The following is a 20,646-nucleotide window of genomic DNA, read 5'->3' on the forward strand; positions in this document are numbered from 1 at the left end:
AAACGCGGGCCCGCTTCATCCAATTTTTTGTACGCTGGCGGACAAGCTTTTCCGGCAACCCTCCCTCAGGCTCCGGCTCGATCATTGGAACATGGCAGTCGCCATGACAATTCGAAGGAGCTGGACATGGAGAGACGGGACTTGCCCGAGGCGCGGCGGGGGTTTTCGCGCGCATCGTTCCCCGGACGTAGAGCAGCGCTTGGTGCGGCACTGGCCGTCGGAGTTCTTGCGCCGCTGAGCGCGCAGGCTGCCGCCCCTGCAGCGTGCACGGCGCTTCAGGAGAAATATCCGGACTGGAAGGGCAAGACGCTCGTCAACGCCATCAACCCGCACACGCCGGGCTACGAGACGATCGATCCCAAGGATCCCAGCAAATATATCGGCTTCGATATCGACCTCGGCGAGGCCATCGGCGAATGCCTCGGCTTCAAGCTGACTTACAAGCCGGTGACGTTCGCCGCACTCCTGACCACGCTGGCCGCGGGACAAGCCGACATCGTCATCTCCGACATCTACGCCACCAAGGAGCGCGCCAAGGCCGCCGACTTCATCACCTATTCCAAGGTGTACGACGGCGTGCTGGTGGCGAAGGGCAATCCCAAAGGCATCAACGGCATCAATATCTCGATGTGCGGCGCGGCCGCGGCCGAGAACACCGGCTACGTCGAAGTGCCGCTGATCCAGGCGCTCGCCGCCGAATGCAAGAAGGCCGGCAAGCCCGAGCCGACCATCCAGCTCTACGACAACAACGCCAACTGCATTCAGGCGATCCTCGCGGGTCGCGCCGACACCTATGTCAACGACGTCAACACGGTCGACAGCGCGGTAAAGGCCTATCCGGACAAGCTGGAGAAGGCGATCGCCGTGACGATCCCGTACTCGGTCGGCATCGCCGTGCCGAAGGACAAGCCGAAATTCCGTGACGCCGTGCTCGCTGCCCTGATCGAGGTGCAGAAGGCGGGCACACACATGGAGCTCCTGAAGAAGCACGGGCTCGATGTGAACAACTTCAAGGAGCCGGATATCCTTACGGCCGACTGATGTCCCTGTTCCTGCACTATCTCAGTCTGCCGTATCTGCTCGAGGGCATCGAACTCACCTTGGAGGTGACGGCCCTCGGGCTAGGCGGCGGATTGATCCTCGGACTGATCCTCGCCGGCATGCAGCTCAGCCGCTTTTGGGTGCTGGCCGCAATCGCGCGAGCCTACACCGTGATCTTTCGCGGTACGCCGCTGATCCTGCAAATGGTGTTCGCCTACGACGCGCTGCCGCATATCGGCATCAAGCTGCCGGCGGTGCTCGCCGCAGGTCTGGCGCTCGCCTGCAACGAGGCGCCGTTCATCGCCGAGACGCTGCGCGCCGGCGTGTTCGGCGTCGATCGCGGCCAGGTCTCGGCCGGGCAGGCGCTCGGCATGACGCCACGGGTTTTGATGTGGCGGGTGATCGCGCCGCAAGCGATCCGCACCATGATCCCGGCCTTCGGCAACGAGGCGGTCAGCGCGCTGAAGAACTCTTCGCTGGCGTCGGTGATCGCCGTTCAGGAATTGACGCTGCGCTCGACCCAGCTTGCGTCGTCGACCTTCGACTTCTTCTCGATCTTCTTTGCCTCTGGGCTGCTCTACCTCGTCCTGACGACCGCGATCAGCGGCATCCAACTCTTCATCGAATGGCTGCTCGATCTCGACCGCGCCAAGGGCCGCAAGCGCAGCTTTGCCGACTATCTGCCGTGGCGCCGGGTCGAGCTCGCGACGAGCATCGCTGACGCACCGGCCTGCCAGGCCGAGCCTGCGCAGGCGCTGGCCGCGGAGCCACTGCGCACATTAAGCCGCGAGGCGCGCGCCAAACGCGCGGCAACGATTGCGCGCAACAATGTCGCGGTGGAGGTCACCGATCTCGCCAAGAGCTACAATGGACAAAAGGTGCTCGACGGCCTCAATCTGACGGTCCGTGTCGGCGAGGTGATCGCACTGCTCGGTCCCAGCGGCTCCGGCAAGAGCACGCTGCTCCGCTGCATCAACCATCTGGAGAACTGGGAGGCCGGCGCGGTCCGCGTCGGTGGCCGAAGGCTCGGCCTGAACGAGGACGGCAAGGTGCTGTCGCCGCGCGCGATCGCCAATGAGCGTGCGACCGTCGGCGTCGGCATGGTGTTCCAGCAGTTCAACCTGTTCGCTCATCTCACGGCCAAGGAAAACGTCGCCGGACCGCTGCGCTGGGTACACGGCATGACCCGGATCGATGCCGACCGCCGCGCAAACGAGCTACTCGATCGTGTCGGCCTGTCGCATCGCGCCGATGCGCTGCCACGGCATCTCTCCGGCGGCCAGCAGCAACGCGTCGCGATCGCGCGGGCGCTCGCGCCCAACCCGAGCGTGCTGCTGCTGGACGAGCCGACCTCGGCGCTCGATCCCGAGCTCGTCAACGAGGTGCTCGAGGTGATCCGCCGCCTCGCCATCGATGACGGGCTCACCATGATCATCTCGACCCATCAGGTCCGTTTTGCCGACGAGGTCGCCGATCGCGTCGCGTTTCTGAGTGGCGGCGCCATCCTGGAAGAGGGGCCCGCGCATGAGGTTCTCACCAATCCGCGCCATCCGCTGACGGCCCGTTTCCTCAGCGTCATGGAAACCGACAAGGTCCCGGAGGCTGTCCGATGAATCCTGGGTGTGCTTCCGCAGACATTTCGACCCTGTTTTCCGAAGAGGCCAAGTGATGAGGCACCACACGCTCCAGGTTTCACCAAAAACCGTCCATTGGGGATATTTCTCGAAGAAGGTCGCGCCGGCGCTGACCCTGCGGTCGGGCGATCGCGCCACCATCGAGACGCTGACGCATCACGCCAACGACGATTACGAGCGGATGATCGCAGGCGATCCCGGCGCCGAGAGCGTGTTTCACTGGACCCGCGAAAACAAGGCGGTGGCGCGGCGCGGCTCGGGCCCGATCGAAGGTCCCTTCATCCGCGGCGCGGGGGAGGGGGTTGGCGTGCATCTTCTCACCGGACCGGTCGCCATCGAAGGCGCCGAGCCCGGTGACATCCTCGAGGTCCGCATTCTCGACGTGCGGCCGCGGCCGAGCTGTAGCGCCTGCCATGCCGGCCGATGCTTTGGTTCCAATGTCGCGGCGAACTGGGGGTTTCACTATCACGACCTGATCGAGGAACCGAAGCCGCGCGAGGTCGTCACCATTTTCGAGCTCGACACCTCGGGCGATCCTTTTGCCAAGGCTGTCTACAACTATGTCTGGACGCCGCAGACCGATCCCGACGGTATCGTTCATTCCAGCATCGACTATCCCGGCGTACGCGTCGACCACGCCACCATCAAGAAGCGCGAGAACATCCTCACCAGCGTGAAGGTCCCGGCGCGCCTGCATTTCGGCACCATGGGGCTGGCGCCATCGGAAGCCGACTTCGTCAGCTCGATCCCGCCGAGCTACACCGGCGGCAATATCGACGACTGGCGTATCGGCAAGGGCGCGCGGATGTACTACCCCGTCGCAGTGCCCGGCGCCTATTTCTCCGTCGGCGATCCCCATGCCGCACAGGGCGACAGCGAGCTCGGCGGCACCGCGATCGAGACCTCGCTGACCGGCGACTTCGAATTCATCCTGCACAAGAAGGCCGATCTCGCCGGTACCAGCCTAGAAGGTCTGTCACATCCGATGCTGGAGACGGATCAGGCCTGGTCGGTCTATGGCTTCACCTATCCGAATTATCTCGCCGAGCTCGGCGCTGACGCCCAGACCGAGATCGCCAACCATTCAAGCCTCGACCGCGCCATGCGCGACGCCTTCCGCAAGCTGCGGCGGTTCTTGATGACCGTGCACCGGCTGAGCGAAGACGAGGCGATCTCGCTGATGTCGGTTGGCGCCGATTTCGGCGTCACGCAGGTCGTCGACGCCAATTGGGGTGTCCATGGCACGATCCGCAAGAACATCTTCAGGTGCGACTAATGCGTTGATGCACATCCGGATTTGGACGTAACCGCGAGGAACGGAATGGAGCTGCGACCCGTCGCCGCCGCGAAGGGCGAGGGTGCTTGTATGGCACAGAGGTTGCTTCGATCGAGCTCAACCTGGGTCGATGCGATGAGCTTCCGTCCGTTCACAAGTGAATCCTACGCCCAAGGCGACCGGCCCGAGGCCTGGCGAGATGTGCTCGCTGCGGTCGGACTGCAACCGGCAACCAGCAATCCCTTCTACGACGGTCACGCCACCGCCTCGCATCGCCAGGCGCCGGGCGTTGCGCTGACGCGGATTGCCGCGGGTGCGCAAGGTATCGGTCCGGCATCGCAAGCGAACGGCGACCTGCCCATCGCGCTGATGCCGATCGAGGATGGTGTGGTGCTGCGTAGCGGCGCTGGCCATCGCATCGTTCCGGTCGGCCATCTCGTGCTGCTGCCGCGCGGCGGCGACTGGAACATCGTGTTTCAGCGCGACATGCGGGCGATCGTGCTGTCGGTGACGTCAGAAGCGTTGCATGGGCGCTTCAGCGGCAAGCCGAGATTCAGCGAACCGCGCGTCGTCGCATCCGGCGGACTTGCCGACGTGTTTGCACGGTTGCTCGACGCCACCGCCCGCACGCTCGATACGCTGGGTGACGGCGAATGGACTGCTGTCGCGCAAAGCCTCAGCGATCTCCTGTTGACGCTCGTCCATCAATTGGCGACCTCGTCACCCGATGCCGGCTCAAGTGCCACGCAGGCTGCGCTGCTGCACCGGATCTGCCAGACCATCGAGCGTCGGCTCGACGATCCCGCCCTCGTCCCGGCGCGTGTCGCGCAGGCCGAGGGTATTTCGGAACGCTATCTGCAAAAGCTGTTCGAGGCTGTCGGGGACAATTTCACCCATTACATTCGCGAGCGCCGGCTGCAGCGTGCATGGGCCGATCTGTCCAGTCCGGCGGAGGCGCATCGCTCCATCTCGGATATCGCTTACGCCTACGGTTTTGGCGATTCCGCGCATTTCAGCCGCGCATTCCGTCACCGCTTCGGCCTGTCGCCACGCGAATTCCGCCAGCAAGAGGCGGAGCGTTCGACCGCACAGCACGGTGTCGCCGGCCAGCGCGGCTGGCCGCAGGAGGCGCTGGCACAGTTGCGCGTGCATCATGGCCTCGGCGATATCAGGACCGGCGCTGCGCGGTTGGATGGCGAGACCAACCTGCCGGACATGGCAGCGGGGCGAAAGCATCATCATTTGCCGGTCGAAGCCGCGCGGGTGCATTGGGGCTATTTCAGCCGCTCACTGCCGCCCCAGATCGAGATCGCCTCTGGCGATACCATCACCATCGAGACGCTGACGCAGCACGCCTCCGACGATCCCGAATTGATGATCGACGGCGATGCAGGTGCAGAGAGCGTGTTCGGCTGGACGCGCGAGCAGAAAAATGTCGACCGGCGTGGTGCGGGTCCGATGGACGCCAGCGTGTACGGACGTGGCGCCGGCGAGGGCTTTGGCGTGCATATCTGCACCGGCCCCGTCGCCGTGAAGGACGCTCAGCCGGGCGACGTGCTGGAGGTGCGGATCCTCGACATCGTGCCACGGCCGAGCCGCAATGCGCGCGTTGCAGGCCGCGTGTTCGGCTCCTCGGTCGCGGCCTGGTGGGGCTATCACTATGACGAATTCCTCGCCGGGCCCAAGCCGCGCGAAGCCGTGACGATCTATGAGATCTTTGACGACGTCGCGACGCCACATGCGCGTGCCGTCTATTCCTATCGCTGGGAGCCGCAGACCGATCCATCCGGTGTGGTCCACACGACCTACGATTATCCCGGCGTGCCGGTGCGGCCGGACAGCGTGAAGCGCCGCCATGCCGTGCTCGACGGCATCCGCATCCCGCTGCGGCCGCATTTCGGCGTGATCGCGGTCGCGCCGCGCGAGGTGGACTTCGTCGACTCCGTGCCGCCATCCTATTTCGGCGGCAATCTCGACAATTGGCGGCTCGGAAAAGGGGCGGCGGTCTATCTCCCGGTGTCGGTGCCGGGCGCACTCTTGTCGGTCGGCGATCCCCACGCCGCGCAAGGCGACGGTGAGCTGAGCGGCACCGCGATCGAGTGCTCGATGACCGGCACCTTTGAAGTGATCCTGCACAAGAAGGCTGATCTTCCGGGCCAGCCCTTCGCCGATCTCAGCTACCCCCTGATCGAGACCGAGACCGATTGGGTGCTGACCGGCTTCAGCCATCCCAACTACCTCGCCGAGTTCGGCGCGCAAGGGCAGAGCGAGGTCTACGCAAAATCCTCGCTCGATCTCGCGATGAAGGACGCGTTCAGGAAGATGCGTCGCTTCCTGATGAACGTGAAGGGCCTCAGCGAGGACGAAGCGATCGCGCTGATGTCAGCGGCCGTCGATTTCGGCGTCACGCAAGTGGTCGATGGCAATTGGGGCGTGCACGCGATCATCAGCAAGCGCCTGTTTCAGGATGCGCCTTAACGGAGAGCAACCCGAGTGAAATTCCACATGATCAGCGGCGGACCAAAACCGGTCGCGCCCTTCAGCCACGCCGTCGAGACCGACGGCTTCGTCTTCGTCACCGGCCAAATGCCGGATACGCCGCACGCGCCGGGCGTGCTGCCCTCGGGCATCGTCGCGCAGACCCGCGCCGTGATGGAGAACCTGAAGGTGGTGCTTGCCGGACTCGCCCTTGGCCTCGAAGACGTGGTGATGGCGCGCGTTTACCTCACGCGCTTCAAGGAGGACTACGCGCTGATGAACGAGACCTACCGCGCGTTCTTCGCTGCAGACCGGCTTCCGGCGCGCACCTGCATCGGCGTCACCGGCCTCGCTTACGGCGCGCTGATCGAGATCGACCTGGTGTGCCGACGCCCCTGAGCAGGCGGAAAGGCCGAGCAGCCCCGCGATTTGACGAAAATTGCAACCCCGACGCGCAAGAAGTCTTGAAGATCGGTGATCTAGAGGTGACCAGTCGGGCTTGAACGCAGCCAGCGGCGGCGGCGACCAATCAACAGCGTGCACAGGGATCAGCGGAACGTGATTGAGCTCCTCTTTCCTAAAGCACCAAAATGGTGCTTTAGTGCTTTCTATGAGCTCGTCGCCCCGAAACGCTCCGTCAGCGCTCCGCTACAGGCTCGCCCCTGACCCGGCCGTGTCGGCCGCGATCGAGGCGACCTTCAGGGCCTATGACCGCATGATGGAGATCCTCGATGAGGTCGCCCGCACCCACAATGTCGGCTCCAACGTGGTGCTGCTTCACGCCCATGCCTATGACGCGATCCGGAAGGAGACCGCGCTGCCGTCACGTCTGGTGACGCTGGGCTTGCGCGACCGTACCGACTACCGCGCCGCCGGCGGCAAGCGCCTGCCGCTCGACGACAAGCTCGCCAAGATCAAAGGCCCTGCCACGATATCGATTGCGACGGTGCAGGGGCGCTTCAGCGTGCCCTTCGACTACGCCGGTTATGCCGAAGGCTGGGGGCAAAGCGTGCCCGCGCACCTGATCCGCACCGACGACGGTTTTGAGATTCACTACGGCGTCACGCCGAACAGTCTGCCAGAGGAGGAAAACGCCATGGATACCATCGCTGCCGCCCCCGAGAACTTCCTGTCCCGGGTCGGGCGCCTGATCGCCGGCATCGCCTACGATGCGATCGAGCAGGCGGAAGGCAAGAACAAGCTCAAGGTCGTCAGCCAGGCCATTCGCGAGATCGAGCGCGCAGAGAACGAGGCGCGCGAAGCGCTGGGGTCAGCGCGCGCCGAGGAATATCGCCTCAACGCGCGGCGCAGCGAGATCGAGGGCGCGATGACCGATCTGGCGGCAAAAATCCAGGGCGCGGTCGACGACAGCCGTGACGATCTCGCCCGTGCCGGCATTGCGCGGCAGATGGACCTCGAGGCCCAGTTCGAGGTGCTCTCGCGTGCGATCGACGAGAACAATGAGAAGATCGAGCAATGTGTGACGTCGCTGCGCGCGGTGATGTCGGCACTGCAGGACGCCGAGCAGCGCCGCGCCGATCTGGAACGCAGTGAGGCGGAAGCCAACGTCCGGTCCACGGGCGCTCCTCGCAAGCCGGGCGGCAGCCCAGCGGCTGCGAAAGCCTTGCGGGCGGGGCGGGCGGTGGCGAGGGCGACCGGCGTGCCTCCCGGCATTCCGTTCTCCAGCGATATCGATGAGTTGAGCGCGTTGCATCGCGACAAGGAGATTGCGGCGAGGCTCGCGCGGTTGAAGTCGCGCTCCTGAGTAACGTGTCATGAGCGCTCTGCTCGAACATGTGATGTCGCCGGAGGTCAGGCCGTTCGCGATTGCGGCGGCCATGATCGTCATCGTTGGCTCCATCGAGGTGGTCTCGATGCTCGTCGGGGCCTCGCTGAGCGAGATGCTCGGCACCAACATCGATTTCGGTCACCCCAGCGACAACGGGGTGATCAACGCCATTTCCTGGGTCAATGTCGGCGGGGTGCCGCTGCTTATCTTCATCTTGCTGCTGCTCGGCGCCTTCTCGATCACCGGCTTCCTGATCCAGGACATTGCGCGCATGGTGGCCGGTCCCTTGCCGGCGACGCTCGCCTCGGTCGGGGCGGTAGCCGTCTCGATCCCGTTGGTCCGCGCCACCAGCCGCGCCATCGCGCGGGTGATCCCCAAGGATGAAAGCTACGCCGTCGGTCTTGGCGATCTTGTCGGCCGCGTCGGCGAGGTTGTCATCGGCCCGCTGGACCAGGGGCCGCCCGGCCGCGTCAGCGTCGCCGATATCCACGGCAACCGCCATTTCGTCTGGGCGGTGGCTGCGCCGTCATCATCGCCCCTGGCGCAAGGAACCATGGTCTTGCTGGTCGATCGCGACGGGACCCGCTTCGTCGCGGTCAAGGCCGACGATGAACTCAAGCCGATCAAACCTACTCTAAGCAACAGCTAAGTCATTATCGGAGATCGTCATGTTTGACATCGCAGTCCCGGCCATGATCGGCGTCGCGCTGATCGTCGTCCTCGGCATCGTCTTCACCATCCTCTACAAGCGCGCGACCCGCGACGAAGCCTTTGTCCGCACCGGCCTCGGCGGCAAGAAGGTCGTGCTCGACGGCGGCGCCATGATCCTGCCGATCTTCCACTCTTATGCCAGCGTCAATCTGAAGACGCTGCGGCTCACGGTCGAGCGCAAGGAGCGGGAATCGCTCATCACAAAGGACAGGCTGCGCGTCGATATCGTCGCCGAGTTCTACGTCCGCGTGCGCCCCGACGATGAGAGCATTGCGCTTGCGAGCCAGACGCTGGGCGCGCTGACCAATGACGCCGAAGCCCTGCGCAACCAGGTTGAAGCAAAGTTCGTCGACGGTCTGCGTTCGGTGGCAGCAACCATGAGCATCCTGGAGCTGCAGGAGAAGCGCTCGGACTTCGTCAAGCACGTGCAGGCGACCGTTGAGTCCGACGTCAAGTCGAACGGTCTCGAACTCGAATCCGTTTCGCTGACAAAGCTCGACCAGACCGACGTCAAATTCTTCAATCCCGAGAATTTCTTCGACGCGGAAGGTCTGACCCAGTTGAAGACCGTCACCGAGACCCGCCGGCGCGACCGCAACTCCATCGTTCGCGACAATGAAGTCGCGATCGCGCAAAAGGACCTTGAAGCGCGGCAGCAGACGTTGACGATCGAACGCACCAAGAAGGAGGCCGAGCTCTCGCAGGAGCGCGACATCGCCAACAAGACCGCGAGCACGCGCGCGGAGGTCGCGACCGCCACCCAGACGGCGCGCCTGACCGAGGAGAACGCCCGCATCGATACCGATCGTGCCGTGGCCGAGAAGGAGGCCGGTGCCAAGCAGATCAAGGAAACCGCAGTCATCGAGTCCGATCTTGCCATCAACAAGCGCAAGACCGACGCGAGCCGCGAGATCCAGATCGCGACGCAGGAGAACGAGATCCAGATCGCCTCCAAGAGCAAGCAGACCTCGGAAGCCGTCGCCGAAGCCAAGACGGCCGAAGCGCTCGCCGTGTCGGCCGAGGAAAAGGTCGTCACCGCGCGTGCCGTGGAGGTCGCCGACCGCGCCCGTCTCACCCAGGTGCTGGCGGCCCGCACGGAGGCCGAACGCAAATCGACCGAGCTGATCGTCGCGGCCGAAGCCGAGAAGAAGGCGTCGCTCGACCGCGCCGAGGCCGTCAAGACGCTGGCCACAGCGGAAGCCGAGTCCAACAAGATCAAGGCGGTCGGCGTCAGGAATATCGGTGAGGCCGAGGCCGCCGTCATTACGCTCAAGAACGAGGCGCAGAACAAGCTCGGCAGCAACGTCATCGATTTCGAGATCGCCAAGAAGCGGATCGAGATGACGCCGTCGGCGCTCGCCGAGATGGTCAAGCCGATCGCGAACCTCAAGGACGTGCGCATCCTCCACACCGGCGGCGCCTTCGGCGGCAACGGCGCGGGCGGCGGCAATGTCGGCTTTGGCGAAGGCCTTGCCGGCGAACTGCTGAAGGTGCACGCGCTGCGCCCGATGATCGACGAGATCCTGCGTCAGAGCGGGTTTGCGCCGGGTGAAGATCCCGTGAAGGCGCTGGTCAGCTCAGTCACCGGAAAGCCGAATGGTGCGGCGGTTGCGGCAAATTCACCAACGCCTGCAAAAACAGACGCTGCGGAGTAGGCGTGTGAATGCCCGTTCATTGCGAGAGCGATTGAGGACTCGATAAGACGAACAGTGCGCCGCGCAAGCGGCGTCCATGTTCGGAAACAAAGGCGATTTTGCTGAACCTTTCGATCGCCGTCCGGACGAATCCTCAAGGCACCGCTATCGAATGCGCGGCAGCTCCGCGCACTCATGGTGATCTTGGTGCCGGATATTCATTTTTGAATGGGGCTCCCTCATGAAATATCTCTTCTCTGCCGTGGTCGCAGTCGGACTTGCAATGTTTGCAGCGCCGTCGATTGCCGCCGATGCCCGCAACGTGACTGTCGTCAACGAGACCGGCTACGCCATCAAGTTCCTCGGCTTTAACGCGCCGGACGACGGCCTGGACGAATGGGACAACGAACTCGAGAAGGTGTTGGCGAACCAGGCGTCGACCTATGTCGAGTTCGACGACGACGATGACGGCTGCGTCTGGAACATCCGCGTCGACTGGCAGGACTACAAGGAGTCCGTGCTCTGGAAGAACGTCAACCTCTGCAAATTCACCGCGCTCCGGCTGCGCTACGACCACGGCACCAAGACCACCTCGTTCGTCGCGGAATAATCCTCCGCGCCTTTGCGCACAGCCGGGGAGGAGGGTCTTGGCCCGTCCTCCCGGCAAGCCGGTGAAGATGACGAATTCGTCCTTTGCAAGCGCAAGAGGCTTTGTTATACGCAGCCGCGCGCGAACGAATGGTTCGCCCTTTTCCTCGGTAGCTCAGCGGTAGAGCATCCGACTGTTAATCGGATGGTCGCTGGTTCGAATCCAGCCCGGGGAGCCAGTTTTCTCAATTCTATCAATGAATTGCAGTCGACTCCTGAGTCGACGGAAGAGCTGCTTCACGTAGACGTGTTGCGGCTCCGCGTGAGGCGCCCGCAGCAGACGCGAAATCAACTCAATTCAAATCGAGCCTCAGCACGCCGGGTTCCTGCGGAGCTGATTCTGATGCTTGACGTCCCCGCCCATCGCACGAAGCGCGCCCCCTCGATCCAGCCTGCCGACATTCCTGATCTCACCGACGACGAATGCCTCGCGCGGCTGGCCCGCGCCGTGGAGAGGCACGATTCGGCCCACCTCGATGAAGTGGCGGCGCTGATCGGACGGCTGGCCGTCGCGATCGAGTAGGCGATTACCGGACCCTGCTGCGATCCCGCCAATCGCAATGTTGCGTTTTGGCGGGCCATGTCCCAAAGATGCCGCAACATCTTCCCGCGGCATCGTCCGCATTCCAGGGTCCATAAATGTCCGGTTTTACGACCGCGCGCCAGAAAATGGTCGATGGCCAGGTGCGCACCGCCGACGTCACCGATCGCAGAATTCTCGACGCGATGCTCGCCGTGCCGCGCGAGGCCTTTGTGCCCGCTAGCCGGCAGGCGCTGGCCTATCTCGATCTCGACCTCGATGTCGCCGAAACCGGCGCCGCCAAGCGATACCTGATCAAGCCGGTCGTGACCGCAAAGCTGTTGCAGGCGGCCGAGATCGGCGAGGGCGACCGTGTCCTGGTGGTCGGTTGCGCAACCGGCTATGTGGCGGCGCTCGCAGCCAAGCTCGCCGCACAGGTCATCGCGACCGAGAGCGATTCGGCGCTTGCCGCGAAAGCGACTCAGGCACTTGCCGCGCTCGGTCTCGCGAATGCGACCTGCAAGGCTGTGGCGTGCTCCGAAGGCGACGCGGCCGGGGCCCCCTATGATGCGATCGTCCTCAACGGTGCGACCGAGGTCACCCCGGAGACGCTGTTCGGCCAGCTCGCCGAAGGCGGGCGCCTGGTCGGCATCAGCGCCGAATCCCGTCCACAACGGGCCATGATCGTGACCAAGACCCACGGTGAAATCGGCCACCGGGCGCTGTTCGATGCGGCAGCTCCTGTCCTGCCCGGTCTGGCACGGGCGGCCGAATTCGTCTTCTGACGGCCGCCGAGCGTTAAAATCCCGTTCTGAATCAGAAGTGTGGCAGGGATGCTGCACGTGAAGAGTTTCCGCCGCCAACCATCGGCGGGTAGTTCCGTCGCGCTTGACGGCGGCCTATGTTGGGGCGGGGCACCGACTCCAGTCGAATATGGTACCCGGCTCGCGGGCACGAGCTGGCATAAGAATGAACGGAAATAACGGGATGCATGGGGTGAAGCTCTTCACCGGAGCTGCGGTTTCGGTCCTGCTCATGACGCTGGCGGGGCCGACGCCGGCGCTGGCGGACACCATCGAGGCCGCGCTGGTACGTGCCTATCAAAACAATCCACAGCTCAACGCGCAGCGCGCGCAGGTGCGCTCGACCGACGAAAACGTGCCACAGGCCTTGTCAGGCTACCGCCCCAAGGTCAGCGTGAGCGCTAGCGTCGGCTATCAATACACCGACACCAATTCGACCGCCGGCGGTTCGGCGTCGACGATCGTGAGAACCGAAACCCACGGCGCGAATGCGCCGCGCAGCGCCGGCATGACGATCAACCAGACCCTTTTCAACGGCAACCAGACCGCCAACAGGACGCGCGCCGCCGAGAGCCAGGTCTCCGGTGCGCGCGAGGCGTTGCGCGTGCTTGACCAGAGCGTGCTGCTGCAAGCCGCGACGACCTACATGGACTATCTGCGCGATTCGGCGACGCTCGAAGTGCAGAAGAGCAACGTGCGTGTGCTCGAACAGACGCTGAAGCAGACGCGCGATCGCTTCAACGTGGGCGAAGTGACGCGCACCGACGTTGCGCAATCGGAAGCGCAGTTGGCGGCCGGCAAGACGCAGGCGCTGACGGCCGAATCGAATCTCACCACGACACGGGCGAACTTCCGCCGCATCATCGGCAACGACCCGGTCAATCTCGCGCCGGGCTCGCCGGTCGATCGCTTCCTGCCGCCGTCGCTTCCCGCCGCGGTCGAACTCGCGCTCGTCGAAAACCCGAACGTCACCGCCGGCATGTACGGCATCGACGTCAACTATCTCCAGGTCAAGATCAACGAAGGCGCGCTGCTGCCGACGATCTCGCTGCAGGCGGCCGTCACCCAGTCCTACGAACAGTCGATGATCGCGTTCCGCTCGTTCGGCGCGTCAGCGGTGGCGCAGGCCTCGATGCCGCTCTATCAGGGCGGTGCCGAGTACGCGCTGATCCGGCAGTCGAAGGAAAACCTGGCGCAGCAGCGCCTCAACCTCGAGACGACGCGCGATCAGGCCCGTGCCACCGTCGTGCAGGCGTGGGGGCAGTTGCAGGCCGGCAAGGCGCAGGTGCAATCGGCGCAGGCGCAGGTCACGGCGTCCGAGATCGCGCTGAACGGCGTGCGCGAAGAGGCCAAGGCCGGCCAGCGCACCACGCTCGACGTGCTCAACGCGCAGCAGGCGCTGGTCAATGCCCGCGTTGCGCTGGTGACGGCGCAGCACGATCGCGTCGTGGCGTCCTACTCCGTCCTCAGCGCGGTTGGCCGCCTGTCGGTGCAGGTGCTCGGTCTGCCGACCATCACCTACGACCCGAGCGTGCACTACCAGCAGGTCCGCGACAGCTGGGCCGGCGTGCGCACGCCCGACGGGCGCTGATCCCCAAAGTCAACGCGTCAATGCCACAGCCGACTTCGCCAAATGCGCGAAGCCGGCTGTTTGCTTGCATTCGTCAAAGGCCCTGACATAGCCTTTCCAGGAGGCAACGGGGCGATTCGCGCTGCACGAGATGTTGTTTGCGTAGAACTGCGGGGCCGCGGGCAGGGGCGCGCGGCACGTGATGAGTCGCAAATGCCTCGGCCGGGTCAGGAGCGGGCTCGGACTTGGTTCGGACTTGGGGACAAGTCAGGCTGTTGCGATGAAAATGCCGGGCTGCCGGTCCGGAACCGGCCATTCCTGTCGTGCTTGGTGTAAAACAGCGCGTGCGAGGGCGTTGATGATGTGGAGTCGGAGATGACGCAGCCTGCAAAGGTCACAGAACCCTCCATGGAGGAGATTCTGGCCTCGATCCGGCGCATCATTGCCGACGACGAGGCCAAGCCGCCGGTTGAGGGTGCCAAGCCGGAAAAGCCCGCTGCCACCGCGGCTCCGGCACCGAAGCCTGCGCCGCCGATGAATGACATCCCGCCGTCGAAGATCGCACCCAAACCCGCTGCCGAAAAACCCGCGCCACCGCCGGCTGCAAAACCTGCGCCTGCACCCGCCCCGGAGCCCGCCGCCAGCAACAACCAGGACGACATTGACGCGCTGCTCGCGGGGCTCGACGAGGCGACCGCGGCGCCGGAGGTGCGTGCGCCCGAACCGGAGCCTGAACCCGAGCCGGAGCCAGATGTCCTCGAGCTGACCGACGAGATGGCGGTCGAGACACCGGCTCCGCCGCCGCCGAGCTTCCGCAAGGTCGAGCCGAAGGACGACCTCGAATTCGCCGAAGCGGCTGCGGCGCCGCCGTCGCGGCCCGCGCCGCCGCCGCCTTCCTACTCGCAGGTCGATTGGGACGCGCCGCCGTTGCCGCCGCAGCAACCGATCCTGGCGCAAACGACGGTTTCAGCGGTCGAATCCGCCTTCAACACACTCGCCCACACCGTCCTCAGCAATAATGCGCGGACGCTGGAGGATCTCGTCAAGGAGATGCTGCGGCCGATGCTCAAATCCTGGCTGGACGACAATCTGCCGGGCCTGGTCGAGCGCATCGTCAAGGCGGAAATCGAGCGGGTCTCGCGCGGCGGCCGCTGATCCTGCCCGCCCGCCGGCCCCGATAAGGCCGTGCTTTCGCGTCCAATTCACCGGATCTGCCACCGCAGATCCCGTTTCGCCCATTGAGGTTTTGGCCGCCGCCCCGGGGGACCTGGCAACTTGGCCTGTGGCCGGTTGACTTGGACCCCGTGCAAGGCTTTTTAGCGCCCCATGATCGAGAAAAACTACCAGCCCGCCGATATCGAATCCCGCATGTCCGTCGTCTGGGAGGACAGCCTTGCGTTCAAGGCCGGCCGCCCCGACCGGCGCGACGCCAGCCCCTTTACCATCGTGATTCCGCCGCCCAACGTGACGGGCTCGCTGCACATGGGCCACGCGCTCAACAACACGCTGCAGGACATCCTGTGCCGGTTCGAGCGGATGCGCGGCCGCGACGTGCTGTGGCAGCCGGGGACCGATCACGCCGGCATCGCCACCCAGATGGTGGTCGAGCGCCAGTTGATGGAACGCCAGCAGCCCGGCCGCCGCGAGATGGGCCGCGAGAAGTTCCTGGAGCGGGTCTGGGAGTGGAAGGCCGAGAGCGGCGACACCATCATCAACCAGCTCAAGCGGCTCGGCGCCTCCTGCGACTGGTCGCGCGAGCGCTTCACCATGGACGAGGGCCTGTCGAAGGCCGTCATCAAGGTGTTCGTCGAACTGCATCGGGACGGGCTGATCTACAAGGACAAGCGGCTGGTGAACTGGGACACCAAGCTGCTCACCGCGATCTCCGATCTCGAGGTGCAGCAGATCGAGGTCAAGGGCAGCCTCTGGTATCTGCGCTATCCGATCGAGGGCAGGAATTTCAACCCGGACGATCCCTCGACCTTCATCGTCGTCGCCACCACGCGTCCCGAGACCATGCTCGGCGATACCGGCGTTGCCGTGCATCCCGACGACGAGCGCTATCACAAGCTGGTCGGCAAGCACGTCATCCTGCCGCTGGTCGGCCGCAAGATCAAAATCGTTGCCGACGAATATTCCGACCCCGAGAAGGGGTCTGGTGCGGTGAAGGTGACGCCGGCGCACGACTTCAACGACTTCGAGGTCGGCAAGCGCCACGGCCTGCGTCAGATCAGCGTGCTGAACAAGGAAGGCTGTCTCGACCTCGCCGACAACGAGGACTATCTGCGCGACTTGCCGGAGGGAGCTGCGCAATTCGCCGAGGAATTCCACAGCGTCGATCGCTTCGGTGCGCGAAAACGCATCGTCGAGCGCCTCGAAAGCTTTGGCTTCATCGAGCGGATCGAGCCGCACACCCACATGGTGCCGCATGGCGATCGCTCGAACAGCGTGATCGAGCCGTATCTGACCGACCAGTGGTATGTCGATGCCAAGACGCTGGCAAAGCCTGCGATCGCGGCGGTGCGCTCGGGCGAGACCGTCTTCGTGCCGAAGAACTGGGAAAAAACCTATTACGAGTGGATGGAGAACATCCAGCCCTGGTGCATCTCGCGCCAGCTCTGGTGGGGCCACCAGATCCCGGCCTGGTACGGCCCCGATGGCAAGGTGTTCGTCGCCGAGACCGAGGAGGAGGCCGTCAGCCACGCCCTCGGCTATTACGTCGAGCAGGAGGTCATCACGCCCGAGCAGGGGCGCGAGATGGCGCTCGACCGCAACAAGCGCGAGGGCTTCATCACGCGTGACGAGGACGTGCTCGACACCTGGTTCTCGTCTGCGCTGTGGCCGTTCTCGACGCTGGGCTGGCCGGACGATACGCCTGAGGTGAAGCGCTATTATCCGACCAACGCGCTGGTCACCGGCTTCGACATCATCTTCTTCTGGGTCGCCCGGATGATGATGATGGGCCTGCATTTCATGAAGGAGATCCCGTTCTCGACCATCTACATCCACGCCCTCGTCCGCGACGAGAAGGGCGCCAAGATGTCGAAGTCGAAGGGCAACGTCATCGATCCCCTGCATCTGATCGACGAGTTCGGCGCGGACGCGTTGCGCTTCACTCTGGCCGCGATGGCGGCACAAGGGCGTGACATCAAGCTCGCCACCAGCCGTGTCGAGGGCTATCGCAATTTTGCGACCAAACTCTGGAACGCCAGCCGTTTCGCGGAGATGAACAATTGCGCCGTGCCCGAAGGGTTCGAGCCGGCAAAGGCAAAACAGACGCTGAACCGCTGGATCGCACACGAAACCGCGCACACCTCGCGCGAGGTCACCGAGGCGATCGAGGCCTACCGCTTCAACGATGCGGCCGGCGCGATGTACCGTTTCGTCTGGAACGTCTATTGCGACTGGTATGTCGAACTCGCAAAACCCGTGCTGCTCGGCGAGGACGGCCCGGCCAAGGCCGAGACCCGAGCCATGGTCGCCTGGGCGCGCGATGAGATCCTGAAGCTGCTGCACCCCTTCATGCCCTTCATCACCGAGGAGCTGTGGGAGGTGACGGCGAAGCGCGAAGGCCTGTTGGCGTTGGCGCCATGGCCGCTCAAGCCGGAACTTTCCGCCGAGCAGCTCGCGGTCCTGGCCGCGTCAATGCCAGCCGATACATTCATGACGCCGGTGATCCTGCCGGTATTCAACCATGCCGACTTCACGGACCCTGCGGCCGAAGCCGAGATCGGCTGGGTGATCGACCTCGTCACCGCGATCCGCTCGGTGCGCGCCGAGATGAACATCCCGCCGGCGACGCTGACGGCGCTGGTGCTGGCCGGTGCCTCCGCCGAGACCAAGGAGCGCGCGCCGCGCTGGATCGACGTGATCAAGCGCATGTCGCGGCTGTCGGACATCTCGTTTGCCGACCGCGCGCCCGACGGCGCCGTGCAGCTCCTGGTGCGCGGCGAGGTAGCTGCCCTGCCGCTGAAGGGCGTGATCGATCTTGCCGCCGAGCGGACCCGTCTCGACAAGGAGATCGCCAAGGCCGACGGCGATATCAAGCGCGCGGAGTCGAAGCTCGCGAACGAGAAGTTCGTCGCCAATGCGGCGGAAGAGGTCGTCGAGGAAGAGCGTGAGAAGCGCGAGGCTGCGCTGGCGCGGAAGGCCAAGTTGCTGGAAGCAGTCGAGCGGCTGAAGCAGGTGTCTTGATGTCATTGTCATTCCGGGGCGGCTCGAAGAGCCGAACCCGGAATCTCGAGATTCCAGGTCTGGTCCTTCGGACCATCCCGGAATGACGGCTACTTCGGGAACGGCTTGCTCAAGAACTTCGAGCCCTTCACGCCGTAACGCCAGGGCAGTTTGACCGCCTTGGTGATCCCGATGCGGATGCCTGCCACGACCTCGACGTCGGCGGTACGCGCATGCAACGCGATCGGGGAACGGTCGAGCGGCAGCGCGTTATGCGCGATGGTGATCCCCAAAGCCTCGGTCAGCTTGCCGGGACCGGAACACAGCGCGTGCACATCGTCGAGGTGTCGGCGCCGGCGCATCGCCGCGATCCCATGCGTCGGCTCCAGCGCGCGGATCAGCACCGCGCTCGCCGAGCCCGCTTCCTCGCAAACGAAATTCACGCACCAGTGGATGCCGTAGGAGCGGTAGACATAGGCAAAGCCGGGTGGGCCGAACATCACCTGGTTCCGCGGCGTCGGGCCGTTGTAGGAGTGCGCCGCAGGCTCGGTATGATGATAGGCCTCGACCTCGACGATGATGCCGCCGACGCCGTCCACCAGCATGGTCACGCCGATCAGGTCGGGCGCCACCTCATGGACGCTGCGGGCGAAGAAGCCGCGCTTCAGGGGCTTGCCCAGGCGGGGTGTGGGCGGGTTCGCTTTTGGAGCCATTCGAGGTGAGAATCGCCAAAGAACAGAGCAGGATATTCCCCATATCTGCCATGTTCCCTGAACCGGGGCGAGCCGGGTTGCGGCAGCCTGCGATACCGATTAGGTAGGACCTGAACAGACCGGACACCTCATGGTCGTTATCGTCGATACCATTTCAAACCCGCCGCGCCCGCGTCACCCGGAAAAGGTGAACCGGCCCGATTCTGTGTCGCCCGCGAAGCCGGACTGGATCCGCGTGCGCGCGCCGAACACCCGCGGCTATGCCGACACCCGCAACATCGTGCGTGCCAACGGCCTGCACACGGTGTGCGAGGAGGCGGGCTGCCCGAATATCGGCGAGTGCTGGGACAAGAAGCACGCGACCTTCATGATCATGGGTGACACCTGCACCCGGGCCTGTGCTTTTTGCAACGTCAAGACCGGCATGCCCAGCGCGCTGGATGCGGCCGAGCCGCAAAATGTCGCCGAGGCGGTCGCCAAGCTTGGGCTGGCGCATGTCGTGATCACCTCAGTCGACCGCGACGATCTCGCCGACGGCGGCGCCGAGCATTTTGCCGAGACCATTCGTGCGATCCGCAGCGCCTGCCCCTCGACCACGATCGAGATCCTGACGCCCGACTTCCTGCGCAAGGACGGGGCGCTCGAGGTCGTCGCACGGGCCAAGCCTGATGTCTTCAACCACAATCTGGAAACCGTGCCGGGGCGCTACCTGACGGTTCGTCCCGGCGCGCGCTACTTCCATTCGATCCGGCTGCTGCAGCGGGTGAAGGAGATCGACCCCACGATCTTCACCAAGTCGGGCATCATGGTCGGCCTCGGCGAAGAGCGCCACGAGGTGCTCCAGGTGATGGACGATCTGCGCTCGGCGGACGTCGACTTCCTGACCATCGGCCAGTATCTGCAGCCGACCCGCAAACATCATGCGGTGATGCGCTACGTGCCGCCGGATGAGTTCGCCTCCTACGAGAAGGTCGCCTACACGAAGGGCTTTCTGATGGTGTCGGCAAGCCCGCTGACTCGTTCGTCGCACCACGCCGGCGAGGATTTCGCGCGATTGAAGGCTGCGCGGGCAGCGACAGCCCGCTGAACCAAGATGCCCCGTTTTTCGAGCAAGCGCCGTGTCAGTCACAGCGCGTCCGAGATGTTCGATCTGGTCGCCGACGTCGAGCGCTATCCTGAATTCGTGCCGCTGTGCAGCGCCCTGAAGGTGCGTCAGCGCACGGCCAAGCCCGATGGCACCGAAGTACTGGTCGCCGACATGACGGTGTCGTTCAAGCTGGTCAAGGAATCCTTCACCAGCCGCGTCACCCTCGACCGCACGAATTTGAAGATCCTCGTCGAATATCTGCAGGGACCCTTCAGCAATCTGGAGAACCGCTGGACGTTCGAGTCCAAAGGCGATGCCGCCTGCGATGTCGGCTTCTTCCTCTCCTACGAATTCAAGAGCCGTATGCTGGCAATGCTGATGGGCTCGATGTTTGACGCCGCCTTCGCACGCTTCTCGGCCGCGTTCGAGAAACGAGCCGATGCGATCTACGGCCGGCCGAAGCTGGCGTAGAACCGCGCTTTTACCTTGCAATGGTGGTCTGGCGACAGCCGGTCCGTTCAGCGGCTCGGCTCAGCAAGGAGCACTTGCCAGGAGAGGATTGACGTAGT

At 64.4% G+C, this 20,646-nt stretch carries 17 protein-coding genes and 1 tRNA gene; 17 read left to right on the forward strand and 1 reads right to left on the reverse strand.

Annotated features, from left to right (window positions below; all coding sequences use genetic code 11):
* The first annotated feature begins 126 nt into the window (after positions 1 to 126).
* From C2U70_RS18165 to C2U70_RS18235, 15 genes are all read left to right on the forward strand, one after another.
* Positions 127 to 1,041, forward strand: coding sequence for an ABC transporter substrate-binding protein (locus C2U70_RS18165; RefSeq protein ID WP_140979800.1), 915 nt, complete (start codon positions 127 to 129; stop codon positions 1,039 to 1,041).
* Positions 1,041 to 2,654 carry an amino acid ABC transporter permease/ATP-binding protein gene (locus C2U70_RS18170; RefSeq protein ID WP_140979801.1) on the forward strand — a complete coding sequence of 538 codons (1,614 nt, stop codon included), beginning with the start codon at positions 1,041 to 1,043 and terminating at the stop codon, positions 2,652 to 2,654. The genes C2U70_RS18165 and C2U70_RS18170 overlap by 1 nt, the downstream gene beginning before the upstream one ends.
* 55 nt (positions 2,655 to 2,709) lie before the next feature.
* Positions 2,710 to 3,951, forward strand: a complete 1,242-nt coding sequence (locus tag C2U70_RS18175) for an acetamidase/formamidase family protein (protein WP_140979802.1) — start codon at positions 2,710 to 2,712, stop codon at positions 3,949 to 3,951.
* A gap of 135 nt (positions 3,952 to 4,086) precedes the next feature.
* A complete protein-coding gene (locus tag C2U70_RS18180; protein WP_186294337.1) occupies positions 4,087 to 6,429 on the forward strand; it encodes an acetamidase/formamidase family protein in 2,343 nt (780 codons plus the stop codon).
* Positions 6,430 to 6,444: 15 nt separating this feature from the next.
* The gene (locus C2U70_RS18185; RefSeq protein ID WP_140979804.1) at positions 6,445 to 6,828 is read left to right on the forward strand and encodes a RidA family protein; all 384 of its coding nucleotides are present in this window, start codon (positions 6,445 to 6,447) and stop codon (positions 6,826 to 6,828) included.
* 202 nt (positions 6,829 to 7,030) lie between these two features.
* The gene (locus C2U70_RS18190; RefSeq protein WP_140979805.1) at positions 7,031 to 8,194 is read left to right on the forward strand and encodes a PspA/IM30 family protein; all 1,164 of its coding nucleotides are present in this window, start codon (positions 7,031 to 7,033) and stop codon (positions 8,192 to 8,194) included.
* A 10-nt stretch (positions 8,195 to 8,204) separates the two neighbouring features.
* The gene (locus C2U70_RS18195; RefSeq protein WP_140979806.1) at positions 8,205 to 8,867 is read left to right on the forward strand and encodes an OB-fold-containig protein; all 663 of its coding nucleotides are present in this window, start codon (positions 8,205 to 8,207) and stop codon (positions 8,865 to 8,867) included.
* A gap of 19 nt (positions 8,868 to 8,886) precedes the next feature.
* The gene (locus tag C2U70_RS18200) at positions 8,887 to 10,584 is read left to right on the forward strand and encodes a flotillin family protein (RefSeq protein ID WP_140979807.1); all 1,698 of its coding nucleotides are present in this window, start codon (positions 8,887 to 8,889) and stop codon (positions 10,582 to 10,584) included.
* Positions 10,585 to 10,804: 220 nt separating this feature from the next.
* On the forward strand, positions 10,805 to 11,173 hold the full coding sequence (locus tag C2U70_RS18205) for a hypothetical protein (RefSeq protein ID WP_140979808.1): 369 nt from the start codon (positions 10,805 to 10,807) through the stop codon (positions 11,171 to 11,173).
* A gap of 142 nt (positions 11,174 to 11,315) precedes the next feature.
* Positions 11,316 to 11,390: transfer RNA gene (locus C2U70_RS18210), tRNA-Asn, on the forward strand.
* A 164-nt stretch (positions 11,391 to 11,554) separates the two neighbouring features.
* The gene (locus C2U70_RS18215) at positions 11,555 to 11,734 is read left to right on the forward strand and encodes a hypothetical protein (RefSeq protein ID WP_140979809.1); all 180 of its coding nucleotides are present in this window, start codon (positions 11,555 to 11,557) and stop codon (positions 11,732 to 11,734) included.
* Positions 11,735 to 11,850: 116 nt separating this feature from the next.
* Positions 11,851 to 12,516 (forward strand): protein-L-isoaspartate O-methyltransferase family protein, encoded by a 666-nt coding sequence (locus C2U70_RS18220; protein ID WP_140979810.1) that lies wholly within the window; start codon positions 11,851 to 11,853, stop codon positions 12,514 to 12,516.
* Positions 12,517 to 12,718: 202 nt separating this feature from the next.
* Entirely contained in the window at positions 12,719 to 14,125 is a 1,407-nt protein-coding gene (locus C2U70_RS18225; RefSeq protein WP_140979811.1) for a TolC family outer membrane protein, read from the forward strand.
* 354 nt (positions 14,126 to 14,479) lie between these two features.
* A complete protein-coding gene (locus tag C2U70_RS18230; protein WP_186294333.1) occupies positions 14,480 to 15,259 on the forward strand; it encodes a PopZ family protein in 780 nt (259 codons plus the stop codon).
* A 171-nt stretch (positions 15,260 to 15,430) separates the two neighbouring features.
* Positions 15,431 to 18,298: a valine--tRNA ligase gene (locus C2U70_RS18235; RefSeq protein ID WP_140979813.1), complete on the forward strand. Its 2,868-nt coding sequence runs from the start codon at positions 15,431 to 15,433 to the stop codon at positions 18,296 to 18,298.
* 89 nt (positions 18,299 to 18,387) lie between these two features.
* Here C2U70_RS18235 and C2U70_RS18240 read toward each other — a convergent pair whose 3' ends face one another.
* On the reverse strand, positions 18,388 to 18,990 hold the full coding sequence (locus tag C2U70_RS18240; protein WP_140979814.1) for a DNA-3-methyladenine glycosylase: 603 nt from the start codon (positions 18,988 to 18,990) through the stop codon (positions 18,388 to 18,390).
* A gap of 130 nt (positions 18,991 to 19,120) precedes the next feature.
* On the opposite strand from C2U70_RS18240, the gene lipA reads away from it, so the two are divergent.
* Together lipA and C2U70_RS18250 are read left to right on the forward strand one after the other, a co-directional pair.
* Positions 19,121 to 20,077 (forward strand): lipoyl synthase, encoded by a 957-nt coding sequence (gene lipA, locus C2U70_RS18245; protein WP_140979815.1) that lies wholly within the window; start codon positions 19,121 to 19,123, stop codon positions 20,075 to 20,077.
* A 6-nt stretch (positions 20,078 to 20,083) separates the two neighbouring features.
* Positions 20,084 to 20,548, forward strand: coding sequence for a type II toxin-antitoxin system RatA family toxin (locus tag C2U70_RS18250; RefSeq protein ID WP_140979816.1), 465 nt, complete (start codon positions 20,084 to 20,086; stop codon positions 20,546 to 20,548).
* Positions 20,549 to 20,646: the final 98 nt, after the last annotated feature.

The organism is Bradyrhizobium guangdongense, assembly GCF_006483445.1.
In the GTDB taxonomy this organism is placed as follows: Bacteria; Pseudomonadota; Alphaproteobacteria; order Rhizobiales; family Xanthobacteraceae; genus Bradyrhizobium; species Bradyrhizobium guangdongense_A.

Coding starts and splice junctions, on each gene's coding strand:
- C2U70_RS18165 (WP_140979800.1), top strand. CDS start 127: ATGGAGAGACGGGACTTGCCCGAGGCGCGGCGGGGGTTTTCGCGCGCA.
- C2U70_RS18170 (WP_140979801.1), top strand. CDS start 1,041: ATGTCCCTGTTCCTGCACTATCTCAGTCTGCCGTATCTGCTCGAGGGC.
- C2U70_RS18175 (WP_140979802.1), top strand. CDS start 2,710: ATGAGGCACCACACGCTCCAGGTTTCACCAAAAACCGTCCATTGGGGA.
- C2U70_RS18180 (WP_186294337.1), top strand. CDS start 4,087: ATGAGCTTCCGTCCGTTCACAAGTGAATCCTACGCCCAAGGCGACCGG.
- C2U70_RS18195 (WP_140979806.1), top strand. CDS start 8,205: ATGAGCGCTCTGCTCGAACATGTGATGTCGCCGGAGGTCAGGCCGTTC.
- C2U70_RS18200 (WP_140979807.1), top strand. CDS start 8,887: ATGTTTGACATCGCAGTCCCGGCCATGATCGGCGTCGCGCTGATCGTC.
- C2U70_RS18205 (WP_140979808.1), top strand. CDS start 10,805: ATGAAATATCTCTTCTCTGCCGTGGTCGCAGTCGGACTTGCAATGTTT.
- C2U70_RS18215 (WP_140979809.1), top strand. CDS start 11,555: ATGCTTGACGTCCCCGCCCATCGCACGAAGCGCGCCCCCTCGATCCAG.
- C2U70_RS18220 (WP_140979810.1), top strand. CDS start 11,851: ATGTCCGGTTTTACGACCGCGCGCCAGAAAATGGTCGATGGCCAGGTG.
- C2U70_RS18225 (WP_140979811.1), top strand. CDS start 12,719: ATGCATGGGGTGAAGCTCTTCACCGGAGCTGCGGTTTCGGTCCTGCTC.
- C2U70_RS18230 (WP_186294333.1), top strand. CDS start 14,480: ATGACGCAGCCTGCAAAGGTCACAGAACCCTCCATGGAGGAGATTCTG.
- C2U70_RS18235 (WP_140979813.1), top strand. CDS start 15,431: ATGATCGAGAAAAACTACCAGCCCGCCGATATCGAATCCCGCATGTCC.
- C2U70_RS18240 (WP_140979814.1), bottom strand. CDS start 18,990: ATGGCTCCAAAAGCGAACCCGCCCACACCCCGCCTGGGCAAGCCCCTG.
- lipA (WP_140979815.1), top strand. CDS start 19,121: ATGGTCGTTATCGTCGATACCATTTCAAACCCGCCGCGCCCGCGTCAC.
- C2U70_RS18250 (WP_140979816.1), top strand. CDS start 20,084: ATGCCCCGTTTTTCGAGCAAGCGCCGTGTCAGTCACAGCGCGTCCGAG.